Annotated in this window: 19 protein-coding genes and 3 tRNA genes; 13 read left to right on the top strand and 9 right to left on the bottom strand. The window is 38.5% G+C overall.

All coding sequences use genetic code 11. The features are described from left to right. Positions 1 to 38: 38 nt before the first annotated feature. Complete coding sequence (locus AC1TPB_RS05395; protein WP_482075558.1) at positions 39 to 758, bottom strand: methionine ABC transporter permease; 720 nt, start codon at positions 756 to 758, stop codon at positions 39 to 41. Beyond that, on the bottom strand, positions 755 to 1762 hold the full coding sequence (locus AC1TPB_RS05400) for a methionine ABC transporter ATP-binding protein (protein ID WP_482075559.1): 1008 nt from the start codon (positions 1760 to 1762) through the stop codon (positions 755 to 757). Before AC1TPB_RS05400 ends, AC1TPB_RS05395 begins: the two co-directional genes overlap by 4 nt. Before the next feature lie 387 nt (positions 1763 to 2149). On the opposite strand from AC1TPB_RS05400, the gene AC1TPB_RS05405 reads away from it, so the two are divergent. From AC1TPB_RS05405 to AC1TPB_RS05430, 6 genes are all read left to right on the top strand, one after another. After that, positions 2150 to 2545, top strand: a complete 396-nt coding sequence (locus AC1TPB_RS05405; protein WP_482075560.1) for a hypothetical protein — start codon at positions 2150 to 2152, stop codon at positions 2543 to 2545. Between the two features lie 215 nt (positions 2546 to 2760). Then, a complete protein-coding gene (locus AC1TPB_RS05410; RefSeq protein ID WP_482075561.1) occupies positions 2761 to 4305 on the top strand; it encodes an ABC-F family ATP-binding cassette domain-containing protein in 1545 nt (514 codons plus the stop codon). A gap of 224 nt (positions 4306 to 4529) precedes the next feature. After that, the gene (locus AC1TPB_RS05415) at positions 4530 to 5216 is read left to right on the top strand and encodes a metal-dependent hydrolase (RefSeq protein WP_482075562.1); all 687 of its coding nucleotides are present in this window, start codon (positions 4530 to 4532) and stop codon (positions 5214 to 5216) included. A 192-nt stretch (positions 5217 to 5408) separates the two neighbouring features. Then, positions 5409 to 6299: a TIGR01777 family oxidoreductase gene (locus AC1TPB_RS05420; RefSeq protein WP_482075563.1), complete on the top strand. Its 891-nt coding sequence runs from the start codon at positions 5409 to 5411 to the stop codon at positions 6297 to 6299. Positions 6300 to 6514: 215 nt separating this feature from the next. Beyond that, entirely contained in the window at positions 6515 to 6934 is a 420-nt protein-coding gene (locus AC1TPB_RS05425; protein ID WP_482075564.1) for a riboflavin kinase, read from the top strand. A gap of 136 nt (positions 6935 to 7070) precedes the next feature. After that, positions 7071 to 8318 (top strand): MFS transporter, encoded by a 1248-nt coding sequence (locus tag AC1TPB_RS05430; protein WP_482075565.1) that lies wholly within the window; start codon positions 7071 to 7073, stop codon positions 8316 to 8318. Here AC1TPB_RS05430 and AC1TPB_RS05435 read toward each other — a convergent pair. Both AC1TPB_RS05435 and AC1TPB_RS05440 read right to left on the bottom strand, forming a co-directional pair. Beyond that, positions 8315 to 8506 (bottom strand): hypothetical protein, encoded by a 192-nt coding sequence (locus AC1TPB_RS05435; protein ID WP_482075566.1) that lies wholly within the window; start codon positions 8504 to 8506, stop codon positions 8315 to 8317. The two genes, AC1TPB_RS05430 and AC1TPB_RS05435, sit on opposite strands and share 4 nt — an antisense overlap. 95 nt (positions 8507 to 8601) lie before the next feature. Beyond that, a complete protein-coding gene (locus AC1TPB_RS05440) occupies positions 8602 to 8811 on the bottom strand; it encodes a YrzA family protein (RefSeq protein WP_482061294.1) in 210 nt (69 codons plus the stop codon). Positions 8812 to 8992: 181 nt separating this feature from the next. Here AC1TPB_RS05440 and AC1TPB_RS05445 point away from each other — a divergent pair, with 181 nt between their 5' ends. Beyond that, positions 8993 to 9115 carry a hypothetical protein gene (locus AC1TPB_RS05445; protein ID WP_482061293.1) on the top strand — a complete coding sequence of 41 codons (123 nt, stop codon included), beginning with the start codon at positions 8993 to 8995 and terminating at the stop codon, positions 9113 to 9115. A gap of 106 nt (positions 9116 to 9221) precedes the next feature. On the opposite strand, the gene AC1TPB_RS05450 is transcribed toward AC1TPB_RS05445, so the two are convergent. The 4 genes from AC1TPB_RS05450 to AC1TPB_RS05465 all read right to left on the bottom strand — a co-directional run bounded on the left by AC1TPB_RS05450 (position 9222) and on the right by AC1TPB_RS05465 (position 10982). Beyond that, positions 9222 to 9297, bottom strand: a tRNA-Thr gene (locus AC1TPB_RS05450). A 30-nt stretch (positions 9298 to 9327) separates the two neighbouring features. Further along, positions 9328 to 9403 (bottom strand) — tRNA-Thr (locus tag AC1TPB_RS05455). 29 nt (positions 9404 to 9432) lie between these two features. Next, positions 9433 to 9508: transfer RNA gene (locus AC1TPB_RS05460), tRNA-Thr, on the bottom strand. A 154-nt stretch (positions 9509 to 9662) separates the two neighbouring features. Continuing rightward, on the bottom strand, positions 9663 to 10982 hold the full coding sequence (locus AC1TPB_RS05465; RefSeq protein WP_482075567.1) for a hemolysin family protein: 1320 nt from the start codon (positions 10980 to 10982) through the stop codon (positions 9663 to 9665). A gap of 396 nt (positions 10983 to 11378) precedes the next feature. On the opposite strand from AC1TPB_RS05465, the gene AC1TPB_RS05470 reads away from it, so the two are divergent. The 3 genes from AC1TPB_RS05470 (at position 11379) to thiI (ending at position 14619) form a co-directional block, all read left to right on the top strand. Beyond that, on the top strand, positions 11379 to 12095 hold the full coding sequence (locus AC1TPB_RS05470) for a lytic transglycosylase domain-containing protein (RefSeq protein WP_482075568.1): 717 nt from the start codon (positions 11379 to 11381) through the stop codon (positions 12093 to 12095). Between the two features lie 146 nt (positions 12096 to 12241). Continuing rightward, positions 12242 to 13393 carry a cysteine desulfurase family protein gene (locus AC1TPB_RS05475; protein WP_482075569.1) on the top strand — a complete coding sequence of 384 codons (1152 nt, stop codon included), beginning with the start codon at positions 12242 to 12244 and terminating at the stop codon, positions 13391 to 13393. Further along, entirely contained in the window at positions 13390 to 14619 is a 1230-nt protein-coding gene (gene thiI / locus AC1TPB_RS05480) for a tRNA uracil 4-sulfurtransferase ThiI (protein WP_482075570.1), read from the top strand. Before AC1TPB_RS05475 ends, thiI begins: the two co-directional genes overlap by 4 nt. A gap of 92 nt (positions 14620 to 14711) precedes the next feature. Here thiI and AC1TPB_RS05485 read toward each other — a convergent pair whose 3' ends face one another. Continuing rightward, positions 14712 to 15398, bottom strand: a complete 687-nt coding sequence (locus tag AC1TPB_RS05485; protein WP_482075571.1) for a TerC family protein — start codon at positions 15396 to 15398, stop codon at positions 14712 to 14714. A 77-nt stretch (positions 15399 to 15475) separates the two neighbouring features. Between AC1TPB_RS05485 and AC1TPB_RS05490 the strand changes: the two genes are divergently transcribed. The 3 genes from AC1TPB_RS05490 to typA all read left to right on the top strand — a co-directional run bounded on the left by AC1TPB_RS05490 (position 15476) and on the right by typA (position 18666). Next, positions 15476 to 16141: a TerC family protein gene (locus tag AC1TPB_RS05490; protein WP_482075572.1), complete on the top strand. Its 666-nt coding sequence runs from the start codon at positions 15476 to 15478 to the stop codon at positions 16139 to 16141. Positions 16142 to 16297: 156 nt separating this feature from the next. Further along, complete coding sequence (locus tag AC1TPB_RS05495) at positions 16298 to 16777, top strand: hypothetical protein (RefSeq protein WP_482075573.1); 480 nt, start codon at positions 16298 to 16300, stop codon at positions 16775 to 16777. Positions 16778 to 16818: 41 nt separating this feature from the next. Next, entirely contained in the window at positions 16819 to 18666 is a 1848-nt protein-coding gene (typA, locus tag AC1TPB_RS05500) for a translational GTPase TypA (RefSeq protein WP_482075574.1), read from the top strand. Positions 18667 to 18710: the final 44 nt, after the last annotated feature.

Below are 18710 nucleotides of genomic sequence, written 5' to 3' on the forward strand. Positions count from 1 at the left end.
CCTAATTCCTCCATTTTATCTAACTATTTGTTGTTTCATTACAACTGCTTTTTACTGAAATAGCGTACTAGTCGATCACCAAACATCTGCATGAGTTGAACTAACACGACAATCAGTACAACACTTACGATTAACATATCAATTCTATAGCGATGATGTCCGTAGCGAATGGCTAGATCACCGATTCCCCCGCCACCTACTATCCCCGCCATTGCGGTATATGATACTAAGGTAACCATAGTAATCGTTATTGCTGTAATTAGCCCTGCTCTTGATTCTCGTAGCATCACTCGCCAAACAATTTGCCACTTAGTAGCTCCCATTGCTTGTGCAGCCTCTACAATGCCATGGTCAACTTCTCTAAGCGCGGATTCTACTAATCTAGCAAAAAACGGAGCCGCAGCTATGACAAGTGGTGGTATTGCCCCTTTAACTCCAATGCTAGTGCCAGCTATTATCTTGGTTAGAGGGAGCAGCACTATTATTAATATAACGAAGGGAACGGAACGCATGACATTAACAACAAAGGATACTATGACGTATACAACCTTGTTTTCTAACATCTGCTTACTAGAAGTCAGGAAAAGTAGAAGTCCCATGACAAAGCCTATAGCAACAATATACGGTATTGAAAATCCTAGCATAATTAACGTTTGCTTCATTGCCTTATATACTTCATCCCATTTGACATTATCAAAATAAGAGGTTAGATCATTAATAAAGAGTGATGAATTGGAAACAAATGAAAGGATCGTCATTGTATTTCACTTACCTCCAATCCTTGCGAACGCAAGCTCGTAATAATATAGTTTACGTCGCTGTCTATACCTTGCAGCTCGATAAGCAGCTGTCCATATGGTACATGCTTCATTTTGGAAATCTTACCTTGGAGAATAGCTAATTTGGCACTCGTACGATTAACCGTTTCGTAGATAATCGGCTCATAGGTTAAATGACCACTATACTGGATATAAATAAGACGTCCTGTAACTGGCCCGTTACGATCAATAACTAGCTCTATACTGTCCTCAGATTCATGTAAAAATTGCTTCGTAATCGATTGCTTTGGATACAAAAAAACGTCAATTACATTGCCCATCTCTACAATATTGCCTTCATCCATAACAGCAACACGATCACAGATTTTGCGAATGACTCCCATCTCATGGGTAATTAGCAATATTGTAATTCCTAGCTGAGCATTAATATCCTTCAATAGCATTAATATACTTTCTGTGGTTTGTGGATCTAGCGCTGATGTTGCTTCATCACAGAGAAGCACTTGAGGATTAGTAGCCAATGATCTAGCTATACCAACTCGTTGCTTTTGCCCGCCTGATAATTGACTAGGATAATGATCTTTATGACCAGAAAGTCCGACAAGCTCTAACAATTGCTCGACACGCTCTGAAACTGCCTGCTTGGATAGACGAGATAGCTTCAGTGGAAAGGCGATGTTTTGAGCTACGGTCATAGTAGACATTAAATTAAAATGCTGAAAGATCATACCAATCTGTCTTCGCTGCTCCTGTAATTCTTTTTCCTTCATGGCTGTCAAATCTCTATGGTCAACTAACACCTTCCCACTAGTAGGAATCTCGAGTAAATTTACGCAGCGCAGTAAGGTACTTTTGCCTGCGCCCGATCTACCAATAATGCCGAAAATTTCGCCCTTTTCTACTTTTAGGCTCACATTATTAAGTGCAGTGATACTTTTCTTTTTCTGTCTGTATTCTTTATTGATGTCTAATAACTCAATCACACTAACACTCCTTAAGTACTACTAAAAAACTAATAAAAGTAATACGATTAATCCGTAGTTATCGGGTAGGAATAGTATAATATAAATTTTGAAGTTACGCAATAACTTGTTAAATTTTTAATGGTGTACTATTCGGGGGTTTTTGTTTTCAACATCAAAGTGTTTAATAAGGGAGTAACTACGAACATATTAGTAACTGGTACAACAGGTAATTTAGGTTCGAAGATTGTTCTAAAGTTACTTTCAAAATTTTTAGCTGAATATCGTAGTAAGTGCCATAAAGAATAAGATTTATAGATCGGAGTTTAGAGAGTATAATGAACAGTAGGGTTAATAATTAACAACAACCCTGATTTAATTCGTTTACTTCGGGAGGAAACACCAATCATGTCTTATATTAAACAGCTTGAAACTTCATCTATATCGTTAATTGTACCGTTTAAACAATTACAATCCATTGCAGAGGAACTTATCTATAAAGCTATTCAAGTTCAATTATCTGTGAAGATTGAAGCGGAAGAACTGAACGATGGAGAATTACGGATATTAGCTAACTTTGATGATCGTACATTATCTGATGAAGAAGTTCGTTCGCTTTCCAAGGCAGGATTTGCAGCAAGTGAACCATATCGCAATGCTGATACGGCATTAGAGGCGATATTCGTAGGTCGCTATGATATTCAACCTACTTTAGGTGACGAGGAAGATGGAGATTATTACTTTATTGTGGAGCTAGAATATAATGATTACGTAAGGTCATTAAAAAGGGATTCAAACGAGTAGTTAATTATTTCACGTTCGTGAAGTTTATGCTATACTTAATAGCGTTGTTTAAGAATTACTAAATAATAATAGTTAATATAAAGCAGTGATAGCTTAGAATTAGCATTTTTCTAAGCCGCCACTGCCTTTTTATGGTCATATATTATGAAAAATTAGTTTTGGAAGACGATTTCACAAAATTTAGAAGATTGCATAGAAAAGGACGTAGAAAATTAATGAGTATTTTGACAGTCGAAGAAATGAGCCATTCATTTGGCGAAAGAGTAATATTTGATAAAGTATCCTTCAGAATATTGAAAGGTGAACATATCGCATTAGTAGGGGCAAACGGTCAAGGCAAATCTACTTTAATGAAAATAATTACTAATCAATTATTACCTGACAATGGAAAAGTGACATGGGGCAGCAAGATTAGTGTAGGGTATATGGACCAATATGCTGATCTTAACAAAGGGAAAACGGTGGAAGACATATTGAAAGAAGCATTTTCCACTTTATTTGATGCTGAACAAGAAATCAATGATTTATACGGCAAGCTAGGTGACATGAATGCGGAAGATATGGATATTGCGCTTGCTAAAATTGGTGATATGCAAGAGTTATTAGATACTAATGATTTTTATAATATTAATTCAAAAATACAAACGACTGCCTTAGGTCTTGGGATTTTAGAGTTATTAGAGCGAGATGCGTCGACATTAAGCGGTGGACAGAGAACGAAGGTTTTACTTGCTAAGCTACTATTAGAAACGCCTGATATTCTATTACTAGATGAGCCGACCAACTATCTTGATGTAGAGCATATCGAGTGGTTGAAAGCTTATTTGAATAATTATGAAAATGCATTTGTATTAATTTCTCATGATATTGATTTTGTAAATAGTGTTATTAATATCGTTCAGCATCTGGAGCATAAGGTGTTAACAAGGTATGTTGGCGATTATGAGGCATTCCTTAAGGTGTATGAAATTAAGAAGGAACAGCTAGAAATTGAATTTAGAGAGCAAAAGAAAGAAATTGCTAAATTAGAGGACTATATCGCCAGAAATAAAGCGAGAGCATCCACTTCAAAACAAGCAAAATCAAGAGAGAAAAAACTTGATAAAATAGAAGTAATCGAGATTAAGAGCGAAAACCTTAAACCCAACTTCAACTTTAAGAAAGCAAGAACATCTGGTGAAATTATTTTCGAGGTTGAAAATTTGGTCGTTGGCTATAACAAGCCATTAAGTAAACCATTAAATCTAAAGATGAAACGAGATCAAAAGATTGCCATCGTTGGTACAAACGGTTTAGGGAAATCCACCCTTCTCAAAAGCTTACTTGGTGTATTAACGCCGATAAGTGGAGAAATTAATTTAGGAAATTATCAGGAAATAGGGTACTTTGAACAAGAAGTGTTAGAAGTTAATACAACAGTGGTCATGGACGATGTATGGAATGAGTTTCCTAACTCCACAAATAAAGAAATTATGGGTCAATTATCTAGAGCGGGCTTAACAAGAAAAAATATTGAAAGTCCTGTTCATATATTAAGCGGTGGCGAGCAAGCAAAGGTTAGATTATGTAAGCTAATTAATAAACCTTCTAATATATTAGTTTTAGATGAACCAACTAACCATTTGGATGTACATGCGAAGGAAGAGCTTAAGCGTGCTTTACAAGAGTACAAGGGCAGCATCATTCTAGTGTGTCATGAACCAGAATTCTACAAAGATATCGTAACAGATGTGTGGAATTGCGAAGATTGGGCTCTGTAATAAGACATTGTCGTGGATATTATGATTAATATAAAGGGGACATGGATAAATCCATGTCCTCTTTGCGTTTGATCTAGTATTATATTAAGTACAACAACACTAGATCTCGACGAAAATGGTAAGCGTCGCCCAATTTGCAATAACGATAATATTGTGGCAATGTTACAGATGGATTAGGTAGTTAGTAAGTTACGAGGAATAATTTATTGAGGGGAAGGATTATTATGAAAATTACATTTTTGGGACATGCTGGATTACTAGTTGAAGGAGCAGGCAAAAAAATTGCAATTGATCCTTTTTTGAGTGGAAATCCGATGGCTGCGATGGAAGCGAAAGACTTGAAGGTAGATGCGATTGTATTGACCCATGGACATAGCGATCATTCTAGCGATGCTGCTTCGATTGCGTTAGCGAACGGTTGCCCTATTTTGGCAGTAGTTGAATTAGCTTCATTGCTTAGTCCATCCGGTGCTACAACGGTAGGTATGAATACAGGCGGTACTTATATCATCGATGAATATATTTCAGTAAAGCTGACTCAAGCATTCCATAGTTCATCTTTTGAAGTAGATGGGGTCGCTCATTATGCTGGTCAACCACAAGGAGTTATTCTAACAATGGGTGATCAAACCTTATACCATATGGGAGATACTGCTTTATTTTCAGATATTAAATTAATTGGTGAACTCCATAAGATAGATATAGCTGCAGTACCAATAGGAGATCATTTTACGATGGGGCCAAGGGAAGCTCTCATTGCAGCGAAGTGGACAGATGCCAAACATATCATCCCCATACATTTCAATACCTTTCCACCGATTCGTCAAAATGGAGAGCAGTTTATAAAACAATTAGCAGCACAGGATCAGCAGGGGCATGAATTGAAGCCTGGGGAATTTGTTGAAATTTAATCATATCAATGCGCTAAGATAACTTAAACGGGGGATATTGTTTTGGATGCATATAGGTTTTACTTTTCATGAGATGGTGTGCTTTCACAGGCACCATTTCTTTTTTTTGTAACAATTAACAGGTAAATTTTAGGTTATGTATGTTAGGATATACAATAACAAACCTAATCTCAATGAGAAATGAGTGATTCCATGAAGAAAAAAGTTGTTTTAGCTGGTGGGACTGGTTTTGTCGGGAAATACTTCAATGATAAGTTTCGTAATATGGGCTATGTTGTGAAAATTATCTCAAGACAGGAAGGTCATATATCTTGGGATAATGAAATAGGAATACTAGAGGCAATTAATAATTCGGAGCTACTAATCAATCTGGCAGGGAAGTCAGTAGATTGTCGCTACAATGAGCAGAATAAGCGAGAGATTATAGCGTCGAGAGTAGATACAACTCGCATACTTGGTCAATCAGTATTACAGTGCGACAATCCACCTTCACTATGGATTAATTCAAGTACTGCCACTATTTATCGGCATGCTGAAGATCGTCCAATGACTGAGGAAACGGGAGACATTGGTTCTGGATTTTCCGTTGACGTAGCGACAGAGTGGGAAAAGACATTCTTTGATTTCGACTTACCAGCTACTAGAAAGGTTGCCTTAAGACTTGCGATTGTACTAGGTGAACATGGCGGTGTGATGACTGCCTTCAAAAACTTAGTTAGATTTGGCCTTGGTGGCGTACAAGGTTCTGGCAATCAGAAATTCAGTTGGATTCATATTGAAGATTTATTCGATATTACGCTCTTCCTTAGAGATAACAAAGACATTAGCGGAGCGATCAATTGTTCAGCGCCTCATCCGGTTACAAATCGTGAATTGATGGATAATTTGCGGAAAACGATGAATGTTAAGTTCGGATTGCCTTCTCCAAAATGGATGCTTGAATTTGGTGCTGTATTCATCAAAACGGAAACAGAATTGATTTTGAAGAGCCGCTGGGTTATTCCGGACCGACTAGAGAAAGCAGGGTACAAGTTTACATACCGCACCATTGATAAGGCACTTCGGCAAATAATACAAAAATAAACAATAAAGAATAGATGAAGCACTGCCTAGTATTATTACATAGGGCAGTGCTATTTGTAGTTATAATTAGTTGGATAACGAACGGGGATATGTCCGACGAAAAGGAGATCAATTCTCTTCACACTTTTTCAGCATTCATGTATAATAACGATACAGAATTACTGATTCGTATTCATTAGAGCGTTTCATTGAACTTGAAAGAGGTGTAACAACGAATGAGTGATTCATTCTATGTTATTGGAGAAGTTGTCCATGGTAATGCACTCGGGCGCGAATTAATGTTTCCGACGATTAATCTTGGTGGAAATGTTGATCAATATGTTTCACCTAAAGCGGGTATCTATCTCGGAATTGCTGAGATCATGACAGGAGTATTTGCGGAGCAATCGTATTATACATTGATTAGTGCTGGATATCGCCCAACGGTCAATGGCGACTCCTATAAAATTGAAGCGTACTTACTTGATTTTTCAGGAGATTTATATGGAGAACAAGTAAAAGTAATCTTTTCAACCTATTTACGCGAAGAGATTAAATTTGACAATTTAGATGATCTCATTGTGCAAATGAAACTAGATGAGCAGAATGGGAGAGCGATGATTGTGCAAGGAGAGATCGCAGCGTTGCCATCTTAACAAATCTGCATTAGCAATAAACGATCAAATCTAGACTTAGAGCAAGACCGTAGTTACGCTCATTCATTCTCGCGTCATCGATTCTGAATGAGCGTTATTTGTGTGATTGAAATATACATACAGGAGACATTATATTATGACCGCATTACAGCAAGAGACAAAAGCAGCAAAACGTAATTATACATGGCAGCTGCTTACGATTTTTATTGGCTTCATTATTTTTGGTTTATCTGAAAATATTAAAGGACCTGCAATTCCAAGAATGCAACTGCAATTTCATTTGGATGAAGGGCAGCTTGGCACGCTATTATCGTTGAATTCATTAGGCTACTTACTTGCTTGTTCCTTTACAGGGTTACTCGTGCGCAAGTTTGGAATGAAGGTCGTTACGGTTATGACATTCGTTATTATGTTTGCGTCGGGTATACTTGTATGGCTTTCCTATTCGTATACTTGGCTAATTGGTTCTAACTTTGTGCTTTATATCGGCAATGGGATGCTTGAGATTGGCTTGGCTATTCTTGGTGCGCGTATCTTTACGAAAAATACAGGTACAATGATGAATTTGTCACATTTCTTTTATGGATTAAGTTCTGTAGTAGCGCCGCTGCTAGCGACGGGACTTATGAGTATCAGTTTATTGGGCTACGCGATCGATTGGAGAATGATGTATCTTATTGTACTCGCGCTTTCATTAATTCCGATTATTCCAGCTTTGCTAAGTCGTTTTCCAGGTGATGAGATTAAAGCGGAGGATCGCAAATCGTTCAAAACATTAATGAAGGATAAATCTCTTTGGTTATTAATCGCAATATTGACATTCGGTGTTGTTTCGGAGCTTTCCGTAGGGGGATGGCTAGTCAATTTCTTGGAAAAAAGCTATGGATGGACGACTATAGCAGCTTCCAGTATGCTTTCTTCTTTCTTTATTGGCTTCTCATTAGCTAGATTATTTCTCGGTCCGATCATTGATCGGGTTGGCTTTACCTTATCGATTATTGGGGTTTCTATGATTGCTGCTATTAGTACGTTTATTGCAACATTAGGAGGAGAGAATTATGCAATTTTTTTTGCGATTGCAGGTTTTGGCATAGCGCCGATCTATCCTACTGTTATGGCATTTATCTCAAAGCGTTATCCTAATGATAGCGACGTAGTCATCGGCTTTGTAGCAACGATTATGGGGGTAGGATCAGTCATTGGGAATTATCTCATTGGAATTATTATTAAAGGCGTCAAGAACGCTTACGGCGCTGATTCGAGCCTGGCGTTAATGAGAGGGTTACAGGCCGGTTATCTCTTCATCGGAGTCTGTGCGCTGCTCTGTTCGCTATTAGCACTTGTTATGTATAGGTACTTAAAGAAACGCAATGAACTCATCTAAATGAGAGGAAGTTCAAAAAGCAGACGTTGATAACGAAGGGAATGCTGACGTAGCTTACTCGACATCGAATATGAAGCGAACTTGGGAAGTCCGGGCCGCGTGTACCAATAACGTACACTTGCGCTTCCTCCTTCCTCAAGTAGCGCTTCATCTTCTCGGTTCTGAACGCCCGCTTTTTGAACTTTCATTGAAAGAGGTTGTTCAAAACTAACATGGCCTAACGGCCACCACCAGAAAGGAGTCTTTCTGGGAAGACACCGTATAAAAAACAGACGTCAACTCATTATCGTTTAATCTTGAAGTGAACGACTGCGGTGTATATCATTTTCTCGCGAATCGGGTGAAATGTCGTTTGATGGGAGATCGAATGAGGTTCTAGCATAAGCGCTTTATTATTATCGATTTGCCCCGCGATAGCAGTTTCAAGCTCTTTCAGCGATAGCGCCTCGAAAAATTCAATTTTAGTTTCCATCAGGTCAAGACGAAAATTCATAATATGTAGGCTCCTTTTGTTGCAAATTTGTCGATAATAACTATAAATATGGTATTATAATTAGTGTACACTAAAATGTAAACAATATTGTAAAATTGTATTTCGATTTCAGTAACAGTGGTTAGTATAGAAGCGTTTAAGTGATAGTAGAGAAATATATTGAACTTAAGGAGGGGTAATAATGGGCGGCGTACCAGGCTCTGTATGGTTTTTCAGTGTAGTAATCATTATACTTGTCACTTGGGCGACATTATGGATTACGAAAAAGGCTTACTCGAAAAAATGGGATCAAGCTGATGAATAACGGATAATGGACTGCTGCAACTATTGTGGCAGTTTTTTTATTGTTCCACTGTCGATACAAAAAAACTTCTTCACTCGTTGGAGTAGAAGAAGTCGATGTCATAAAATGGTGCCGTCGAGAGGACTTGAACCCCCAACCTACTGATTACAAGTCAGTTGCTCTACCAGTTGAGCTACAACGGCGAATATGTAACATATGAATTTGAGAAAAGATGGTGCCGTCGAGAGGACTTGAACCCCCAACCTACTGATTACAAGTCAGTTGCTCTACCAGTTGAGCTACAACGGCGAATATGTACATATGAATTTGAGAAAAAATGGTGCCGTCGAGAGGACTTGAACCCCCAACCTACTGATTACAAGTCAGTTGCTCTACCAGTTGAGCTACAACGGCATATCGTTTTTCAAACACAAAATGTATTATCACATAATTAACGGCATAAATCAACCCTTATGAAAAAGATTAAGTATTCCGAAAATTCAATCTGATAATAGATGCAAAAAGAGCTTATCGCGTATACTTAAGTATACGCGATAAGCTCTTTTTATTATGCAGTATGTTCTTCAGATTGCTCATGAGGTACTGCAATTTGCATTTCAATTTTACGAATACGATTTTTACTTGTTTCACGTACGATGAATTTCAAGTTTTCGAATTCAAGTGACTTACCTAGCTTTGGATCTTGCATCTTGCTATATACCCAGCCGCCGATTGTTTCTACTTCTTCATCTTCAAAACTTACTCCGGTAAGCTCATGAATTTCGTCAAGTAGTACTTTGCCATCTAATAGATAACAGTTTTCATCAAGCTGCTCAATTTCTTTACGCTCATCGGCATCGAATTCGTCACGAATTTCACCGACAATTTCTTCAATAATATCTTCAATTGTAATAAGTCCCGATGTACCACCGTACTCATCAACTAAGATAGCGATATGAACACGTTCTAACTGCATACGCTTCAACAGTATTTTGATTGGCGTTACTTCTGATACGCTTAGTATAGGATGAATTAATGATTTCAGATCAAATTGATTTGTTTTTTGATGTTCAAGAAATAATTGCTTTGTATTAATCAAACCTACGATATTATCTTTGCTTTCCATAGCTACAGGGAAGCGAGTATATTGTTCACGCTCAATCACTTCAAAGTTCTTTTCAAGCGAGTTATTTGTATACAAACATACCATATCTGTACGTGGCACCATAATTTCTTTTGCTAACAATTCATCGAAAGCGAAAATACGACTAACATACCCATACTCGGTATTATTAATTTTTCCACTTTGATAGCTTTCGTTCAAAATGATTTGAATTTCTTCCTCACTATGAGCATCTTCATGATCATTCGCGGAATGTAAGCCGAATAGACGAGTAAGGGCGTTAGCTGAACCATTTAGAGTCCAGATGAACGGATACAATACTTTATAGAAAATAATAAGTGGCTTAGCTGTTAATAATGAAATTTGTTCAGCTCTTTGAATAGCCCAAGTTTTAGGTGCTAATTCACCTACGACGACATGGAAAAATGTTATAACGATAAATGCAATTGCAATTGATACGGCATGACTAATAGATTCACTAATACCCCAATCATGGAACAACGGTAACAGGATGGCAGCTACTGTCGGTTCACCTAGAAAACCTAGACCTAAAGCGGTACAAGTTATACCTAGCTGACAGGCAGATAAATATGCATCCAGATTGCTTGAAATTTTTTGTACTGAAGCAATTCCTTTCTTTCCTTCGAGTACTAACTGATCAATGCGGCTTGAACGTAAGCGTACAATAGCAAACTCTGCGGCTACAAAGAAAGCAGTTAAAAAAATCAGTAATGCAATCATGAATAATTTGAGACCTATGTCCATTTCTAATGTTCACAATCCTTTTCCTATTATATTTTTATTATTGAACTACTTCTTAAACTATATCATATAAAATAAGCGGTATTGTTAGCAACTATGAAAAGACTCGATTATGCAGTTATTAGGGGGTATGGAACGCCAATGTCTGATTAAAGGCAAGAAATCAAACCATTTCAGTATGAATAGCTATGTTTTTCGCCATTTTGCTGTAATATTGAATTTTATTTTGGGTATTATTAGTAGACGCACAACACATTACTCTCAATTTATAGGAAGTGGAAATGCTATGAAGTAGTTTGTGATATAATAAATTAAGTTGTTATGTTTTCACTATGTAATGAATGTAATGGTCTGCCGATATAATAATTATGAGTCTTAGAGTGGAGGATAAAAATAGTTATGGAGATTAATACTACAAAAGCTACGATGCAACAGCAAATAAATACACAGCTTAATTTCTATACAGGTAAAAAGGTTCAAACGGACGCTAACAATAAATCGCAATTCGATGAATTATTGCAAGAAGCGAAAATTTGGGACCCTGCACTTGGTAAAGCTTCAGAGGAAGCAGATCATGATCTTATATGGGGATATTTAGCACAAACAGGTGTGAGTCATATTCAGCAATATGGCGAACAAGAAGCTCGTGCGGTACTCGGTGTAGTTTCTTCGACATCGTCCAATGCGATAAGTGGTGGAGGCAGCTATGGCAGTTCTCAATATGCTTCTTTAATTGGAGCTGCATCGCAAAAGTATGGTGTTGATGCTTCTTTAATTGAAGCGGTTATAGCAACAGAGTCCAACTTTAATGCTAGCGCAGTATCATCAGCGGGAGCTAAAGGGTTGATGCAATTGATGGATGGAACGGCAAGAGGGCTTGGTGTTACGAACTCTTATGATCCACAGCAAAACGTTGAAGGTGGCACTCGCTACCTTGCGATGTTACTTAAAAAATACAGTGGCAATGAGCAGGTTGCGCTTGCAGCTTATAATGCTGGGCCTGGTCGCATCGATCGTCTTGGTATTGCTGCGGATGCTGAATTGCAGCAGAAATTGTCTTTATTGCCGCAAGAAACACAACGTTATATCGGAAAAGTGTTGTCAGCTAAAGCGTAATATGATGCTCATCTACAGTGAGTATAATAAGAAACGGGAATACGTATTCCACTTTAAGGAAACTAAAGTGGTACTTTCGTATATCCCGTTTTTATCGTATATTGTAAGTTGTACAATTAATTACAGTGGAAGAAGGTTTACATCATATGCTTTATTTTGACCATTGCGCATCTACTCCTCCACATGAGGATGTTGTGCGTACGATGATGGAGGTCATGACGAAACATTATGCCAATCCGTCTTCGTTGCATAGTGGTGGCGTAGCAGCGGCAAAACTTATTGAAAAAGCACGTGAGCAACTAACTAGCTTAATGCATACGAAGCAAGGCAAATGGCTATTTACTTCTGGCGGCACAGAATCAAATAATTTAGCGATTAAAGGTGTCGCTCGTCAATATGCGAATCGTGGAAAACATATTATTACGTCAGCAATAGAGCATGCATCTGTTCATGAAGCGATGCAACAGCTCGGACAAAAGGGATTCACAATTACGGAGCTACCGGTTGATGCTACTGGCCATGTATCTGTCGATCAATTGAAACAACAGATCACGGATGATACTATTCTAGTAAGTATTATGCATGTTAATAATGAGCTAGGCTCAGAACAGCCGATTGCGCAGATTGGACAATTGCTAAAGCAATATCCGAAAATAATATTCCATGTTGATGCCGTACAAAGTGTTGGTAAACTTAACCTTGATATCGAAGACTGGGGTATAGATTTATTAAGCGGATCAGCTCATAAATTGCGTGGTCCTCGTGGCGTAGGTTTTCTCTATATGCGTAATGGCATACAATTAGCTCCACTCCAAGTAGGTGGATCACAAGAATATAGCTTGCGTGCAGGAACTGAAAATGTTGCTGCGGTGGTTGCTAGTGCGAAAGCATTAAGATTAGCTATTGAGTCACTGGATCAACATTATAATGAAGCATCCGTACTAGCGACATATTTGCGTGAACGGATTGAATTGATACCAGAATTAAAGCTTAATGGTGGTGCACCACAATCTCCGTATATTGTTCATTTCTCTTATCCAGGAATGAAGCCAGAAGTCGTTATTCATATGTTGGAGCAACGTAACATTTTAGCATCGACTCGTTCGGCTTGCTCTTCCAAAGACGATAAACCAAGTCGTGTATTGATGGCGATAGGAGCAACAAGAGGCGAGGCAACCGGAGGGATTCGGATTAGCTTTGGACAAGAGCATACAACGGCACATGTCGATACATTAGTCGATGCACTTCATGAAATCATTCAGTCACTAAAACATCTTGAGAGGGGCAACACCCATTGATCTACGATCGTATTGTATTACGATATGGCGACTTAACGATGAAAGGCCGCAATCGTAAAATATTTGAAGATAAAATGCTGAAATCAGTGAAGCGAGCAATGAAAGAATTTCCTGAAGTAACGTATTGGAGAACGTACGGAAGACTGTATGTCATTCTGAATGGAATTCCACATCAGCCTGTCATTGAACGATTGAAAGATCTATTCGGAATTATTTCAGTTAGCCCAGTCCTGTCTGTATCTTCAGAGCTTGAAGCGATTAAAGCAGCAGCAGATGAAGTTATGAAATCGTTAGAGACTATTCCGGCTACGTTCAAAATTAATGCGCGTCGTGCATGGAAAAAATTTGCGCATGGTTCTCATGAGATGAATCATTTGATCGGATCTCATATATTACCGCAATATCCTGATATGAAAGTAGATGTTCATCATCCTGAATTGGAATTGAGGGTCGAAATTCAAGAAGAAGCAACGTACTTGTATTGGGAAAACATTGCAGCAGCTGGTGGCTTCCCATATGGGTCCAATGGCAAAGCGATGCTGCTCCTTTCTGGCGGGATCGACAGTCCTGTAGCGGGCTGGATGGCGCTTCGTAAAGGTCTTGAGATTGAAGCGGTACATTTCCATAGCTACCCGTTCACAACTCAACAAGCGACCGATAAAGTTATTACACTTGCAAGACGATTGTCTTATTATAGTGGCGTTCCCATTCGACTACATCTTGTACCGTTTACAGAAATTCAAACTCGTATTTCGCATAGTGATCAAGATAACTTAACGATTACATTAATGCGTCGCGCGATGCTGCGTATTACGGAGCAGCTAGCGCTAAACGTGAAAGCAGGCGGAATTGTTACGGGAGAAAGTCTTGGACAAGTAGCAAGCCAAACATTGTCTAGTATGAATGTTATCGGTCGTGCCACTGTATTACCAATGATTAAGCCGTGTATTATGATGGATAAGCAAGAAATTATTACGATTGCTCGCAAGATTGGTACGTTTGAAACATCTATCTTGCCATTTGAAGATTGCTGTACGTTGTTCTTACCGAAATCGCCAAGTACGAATCCGAATTTGCGTATTGTCGAGCGTGTCGAGCAACAGATAACGGATCTTGATGAATTAATTAATCAAGCAGTAGAGCAGACGGAAAGTGTGTTGCTCAATATGACTGAAGGTCACCATGAGCATGGACAAGTAGAGAAGTCGGAAGAAGACTGGTTCTAATGTTCACGTTTGATTGAAAATAGGTAAAAACAAAAGAAGCGTTAGGAGTAATTCTCTTAGCGCTTCTTTTGTCTTACAGCAAATAGTTCGATTTATGAAACTAATGTTGCTTTCTTTGCATTGCGCTTATTCACGATATAACCTAGTCCCAAAACTCCGCAGATTAGAACGATTTTCACTGTCCATTGTAGCCATACATTTTCAGTGAAAAGGCTACCGAACTTATGCTCACCTATAAACATATTAGCGGCAGTGTATGCTAATACTGCAGCACCAACATAGATGATCCATTTGTAACGATCGACTAGCTTGATAAACAATGTACTGCCCCATACAATGACTGGAACACTAATTAGTAACCCAATCACAACTAACGGCATATGCCCTTTAGAGGCACCTGCAACTGCGATAACATTGTCAATACCCATTGCTGCATCTGCAATAATGATCGTTTGAATCGATTTCCATAATGTGCTTCCTGCCTTGATATTATCATGCTGATCTTCCTGAACGAGTAGCTTAAATGCGATCCATATAAGCAGTAATCCGCCTACTAAGTGCAACCACGGTAGATCAAGTAATTTCACAACAAGTAAAGTTGCGACTATTCGAATAGCAATGGCACCGACTGTACCCCAAATAATTGCTTTCTTCTGTTGCTCCTTCGGTAAATTGCGAGCAGCAAGAGCGATGACAATAGCATTATCTCCTGCAAGAATGAGATCGATAAATATAATGTTGATCAAGGCAAGCCAAAATTCTGCTGATAAAACGTTCATGGTGAGTCTCTCCTTTTGAAATTTATGTCATATTGATACAAGCTTATTCATACCTCTAGTAATGAGGAGGGGAATTTGTGGATAGCTTAATTATGTTCGTTGAAATCGTATTAATAAACTTGTTATTAAGTGGTGATAATGCCATCGTTATTGCCATGGTAAGTAATCAACTTCCAACACATCAAAGAAATAAAGCGATATGGTGGGGGACGTTAATCGCAGTGTTTCTAAGATGTTTCCTTGTACTGCTTGCCTTACCATTGCTTCAAATTCCTTATCTTCAGGCGGTCGGTGGATTGCTCTTGTTGTATATTGCAGTTAAATTGCTAATTGATATGCAACGGGCAGAGCATCAAGCAATGGATGTTAAAAAATTGACATTAATGAGTGGAATCTGGACCATAATTACGGCAGATTTCGTGATGAGCTTAGATAATGTATTAGCAATAGCGGCAATTGCCAAAGGTGATTTTGTTCTTATTATGCTCGGAATTGCGCTAAGCATTCCGATGATTATTTGGGGAAGTAAACTGTTAGATCATTTAATGAAAAGATTTCCTTTTCTTGCTTACATCGGTTCGGCGCTGCTTGCGTTTGCTGCTGGAGAAATGCTAATAAGAGATCAAGGTTTATATAATATCTTCTTATATAAAATGGCAGGTTCGATTACAATAGTTCCATTATTATGCATTCCGATCGTGATCATCGCAGCAATCTTAAGACAAAAACCAAGACTAAAATGAAAAAAACAGGCATGTTTTCAGCTTTTTTTGAGCTGGGAATATGTTTTTTTATGCAAACACACTCAGAACCCTAGTTTTTTTGTCGCAATTCCGTTAAACTAATAAAGATATAGATACAGTAACAGGTAATTATAGAATTAAGGAGCGGAACGCATAATGAATAATAAGTATTCCGCGGGGATAATTTTATTGCTAGCGGGGTCAGTCATTCTTCTAGGTAAATGGGGAGTGTTTGGTTTTCTCAGCTCGATATTCTGGCCGATATTAGTTCTCATTTCAGGGATTCTAATTCATGTCCTTTACTTCGGTCGAGTACTTCCAGCAATTACATTAGTTCCAGGCGGCATGTTGGTTGTGTATGCCATACTTTTTATTTTCTGTAATGCACTGGGATGGAGTAAATTGCAATATCTTTGGCCGCTGTTTATTTTTGGTGTAGCGCTAGGTATGTATGAGTACTACCTGTTTGGATCACCGAGACAGCGTTATATAAAGACAGCTGCTATTGGGCTTGGCGTGGCGTCAATTATTGGTTTGTTGCTTATTGCATTGTGGGGCTGGGGTATTTATGTCGTAGCGCTATTATGTATAGGTAGCGGTCTTTACTTGATTTTTGGTTCACGTAAGCGCAGGTAGACAACAGAGTTTAACTAAAGAAAATGGAGTGGTAACAGTTAATGAAGGCAAGAGAAAATTTACGTAACATAGCAATTATTGCGCACGTAGACCATGGTAAAACGACATTGGTTGATAAGTTGCTTCAACAATCAGGAACGTATAAGGATCACGAATCTGTACAAGAACGTGCAATGGATTCAGGGGATATCGAGCGTGAGCGTGGTATTACTATTTTGGCGAAAAATACAGCGATTAACTACAAGGATTATTTGATTAACATTGTAGATACTCCTGGGCATGCTGACTTCGGTGGCGAAGTAGAACGTATTATGAAAATGGTTGATGGTGTATTACTTGTTGTTGATGCATTCGAAGGTTGTATGCCGCAAACGAAGTTTGTGCTTCGTAAAGCGCTTGAGTCTAACTTGACGCCAATTGTTGTTGTTAACAAAATTGACCGTCCTAATGCTAGTCCGACTCAAGTTATTGATGAAGTATTAGACCTATTCATTGAATTAGGTGCTAATGATAAGCAATTAGAATTCCCAGTTGTATATGCTTCTGCATTAATGGGAACTTCCAGCTTAACTCTTGAAAAGCAAGATGAGAATATGCAAGCACTTTACGAAACAATTATTGAAAATATCCCGTCTCCTACTGAGAGCGCGGTTGATCCTCTTCAATTCCTAGTTACGTTGCTTGATTTCAACGAATATCTTGGTCGTATTGCGGTTGGTCGTGTAAACCGTGGTGTTATTAAACAAGGCCAAACGGTAGCAGTTATTAACCGTGAAGGCGTTACAAAGCAAGCTCGAATTGAAAAACTATTTGGTTTCCAAGGATTAAAACGTCTAGAAATCGAAGAAGCAGGCGCTGGTGATATCGTTGCGATTGCAGGTATTCGTGAAATTAATATTGGTGAAACGATTGCTGATCCAACGCATCCAGAAGCATTGCCAGTATTGAAAATCGATGAGCCAACATTGCAAATGACGTTCCTTGTTAACAACTCTCCATTTGCAGGTCGTGAAGGTAAATGGGTTACTTCTCGTAAGCTTCGTGAGCGTCTATTCAAAGAACTTGAGACAGATGTAGCGTTACGTGTTGACGAAACGGATAGCCCTGATGCATTTGTCGTATCTGGTCGTGGTGAGCTTCACTTAAGTATTCTTATCGAGACTATGCGTCGTGAGGGATTTGAACTACAAGTTTCCAAACCAGAAGTTATTGTTAGAGATATTGACGGCGTGAGATCTGAGCCTTATGAGCGTCTTCTTATCGATGTGCCAGAAGAGAGCATGGGTTCTGTTATGGAAAGTCTAGGAACTCGTAAAGCTGAGATGATGAATATGGTGAATGATGGCTCTGGTCAAGTTCGTCTTGAATTCGTTATTCCTGCTCGTGGATTGATTGGCTACCGTACTTCATTCCTAACACTAACTCGTGGATATGGTATTATGAACCATGCATTTGATAGCTATGGCGAATATGTACCTTCAAACGTAGGTGGTCGTCACACGGGCGTTCTAGTAAGTAGTGAAAACGGAACAACAACATTCTATGGTATGATGGGTGTTGAAGATCGTGGTCATCTGTTCCTAGAGCCAGGTGCTGAAGTTTACGAAGGTATGATCGTTGGTGAACATAACCGCGATAATGATATCATCGTAAATATTTGTAAAGAAAAACAATTATCAAACGTTCGTTCATCAGGTAAAGATGATACGGTTAAATTGAAAACACCACTATTATTCTCGCTTGAGCAAGCACTTGAATATTTGAATGATGATGAATATTGTGAGATTACTCCTAAAACGATTCGTCTTCGTAAAAAAATTCTGAATAAGAGTGAGCGTGAACGTGCTGAGAAGCATCGCAAAACAGCTCTAGCGAACGCAAACTTATAATATAGGATGTTCAAAAAGCTTGCTTTTTGAACATTCACTATAGT

This window comes from Paenibacillus sp. Y951, assembly GCF_056786395.1.

Excerpts from the sequence above, each read along its gene's own strand:
- AC1TPB_RS05445 (WP_482061293.1), top strand. The coding sequence starts at position 8,993 with ATGGGCGGCGTACCAGGCTCTGTATGGTTTTTCAGTGTAGTAATCATT.
- AC1TPB_RS05410 (WP_482075561.1), top strand. The coding sequence starts at position 2,761 with ATGAGTATTTTGACAGTCGAAGAAATGAGCCATTCATTTGGCGAAAGA.
- AC1TPB_RS05470 (WP_482075568.1), top strand. The coding sequence starts at position 11,379 with ATGGAGATTAATACTACAAAAGCTACGATGCAACAGCAAATAAATACA.
- AC1TPB_RS05430 (WP_482075565.1), top strand. The coding sequence starts at position 7,071 with ATGACCGCATTACAGCAAGAGACAAAAGCAGCAAAACGTAATTATACA.
- AC1TPB_RS05475 (WP_482075569.1), top strand. The coding sequence starts at position 12,242 with ATGCTTTATTTTGACCATTGCGCATCTACTCCTCCACATGAGGATGTT.
- AC1TPB_RS05405 (WP_482075560.1), top strand. The coding sequence starts at position 2,150 with ATGTCTTATATTAAACAGCTTGAAACTTCATCTATATCGTTAATTGTA.
- AC1TPB_RS05415 (WP_482075562.1), top strand. The coding sequence starts at position 4,530 with ATGAAAATTACATTTTTGGGACATGCTGGATTACTAGTTGAAGGAGCA.
- AC1TPB_RS05495 (WP_482075573.1), top strand. The coding sequence starts at position 16,298 with ATGAATAATAAGTATTCCGCGGGGATAATTTTATTGCTAGCGGGGTCA.
- AC1TPB_RS05395 (WP_482075558.1), bottom strand. The coding sequence starts at position 758 with ATGACGATCCTTTCATTTGTTTCCAATTCATCACTCTTTATTAATGAT.
- AC1TPB_RS05435 (WP_482075566.1), bottom strand. The coding sequence starts at position 8,506 with ATGAAAGTTCAAAAAGCGGGCGTTCAGAACCGAGAAGATGAAGCGCTA.
- AC1TPB_RS05485 (WP_482075571.1), bottom strand. The coding sequence starts at position 15,398 with ATGAACGTTTTATCAGCAGAATTTTGGCTTGCCTTGATCAACATTATA.
- typA (WP_482075574.1), top strand. The coding sequence starts at position 16,819 with ATGAAGGCAAGAGAAAATTTACGTAACATAGCAATTATTGCGCACGTA.
- AC1TPB_RS05440 (WP_482061294.1), bottom strand. The coding sequence starts at position 8,811 with ATGAATTTTCGTCTTGACCTGATGGAAACTAAAATTGAATTTTTCGAG.
- AC1TPB_RS05465 (WP_482075567.1), bottom strand. The coding sequence starts at position 10,982 with ATGGACATAGGTCTCAAATTATTCATGATTGCATTACTGATTTTTTTA.
- AC1TPB_RS05425 (WP_482075564.1), top strand. The coding sequence starts at position 6,515 with ATGAGTGATTCATTCTATGTTATTGGAGAAGTTGTCCATGGTAATGCA.
- AC1TPB_RS05420 (WP_482075563.1), top strand. The coding sequence starts at position 5,409 with ATGAAGAAAAAAGTTGTTTTAGCTGGTGGGACTGGTTTTGTCGGGAAA.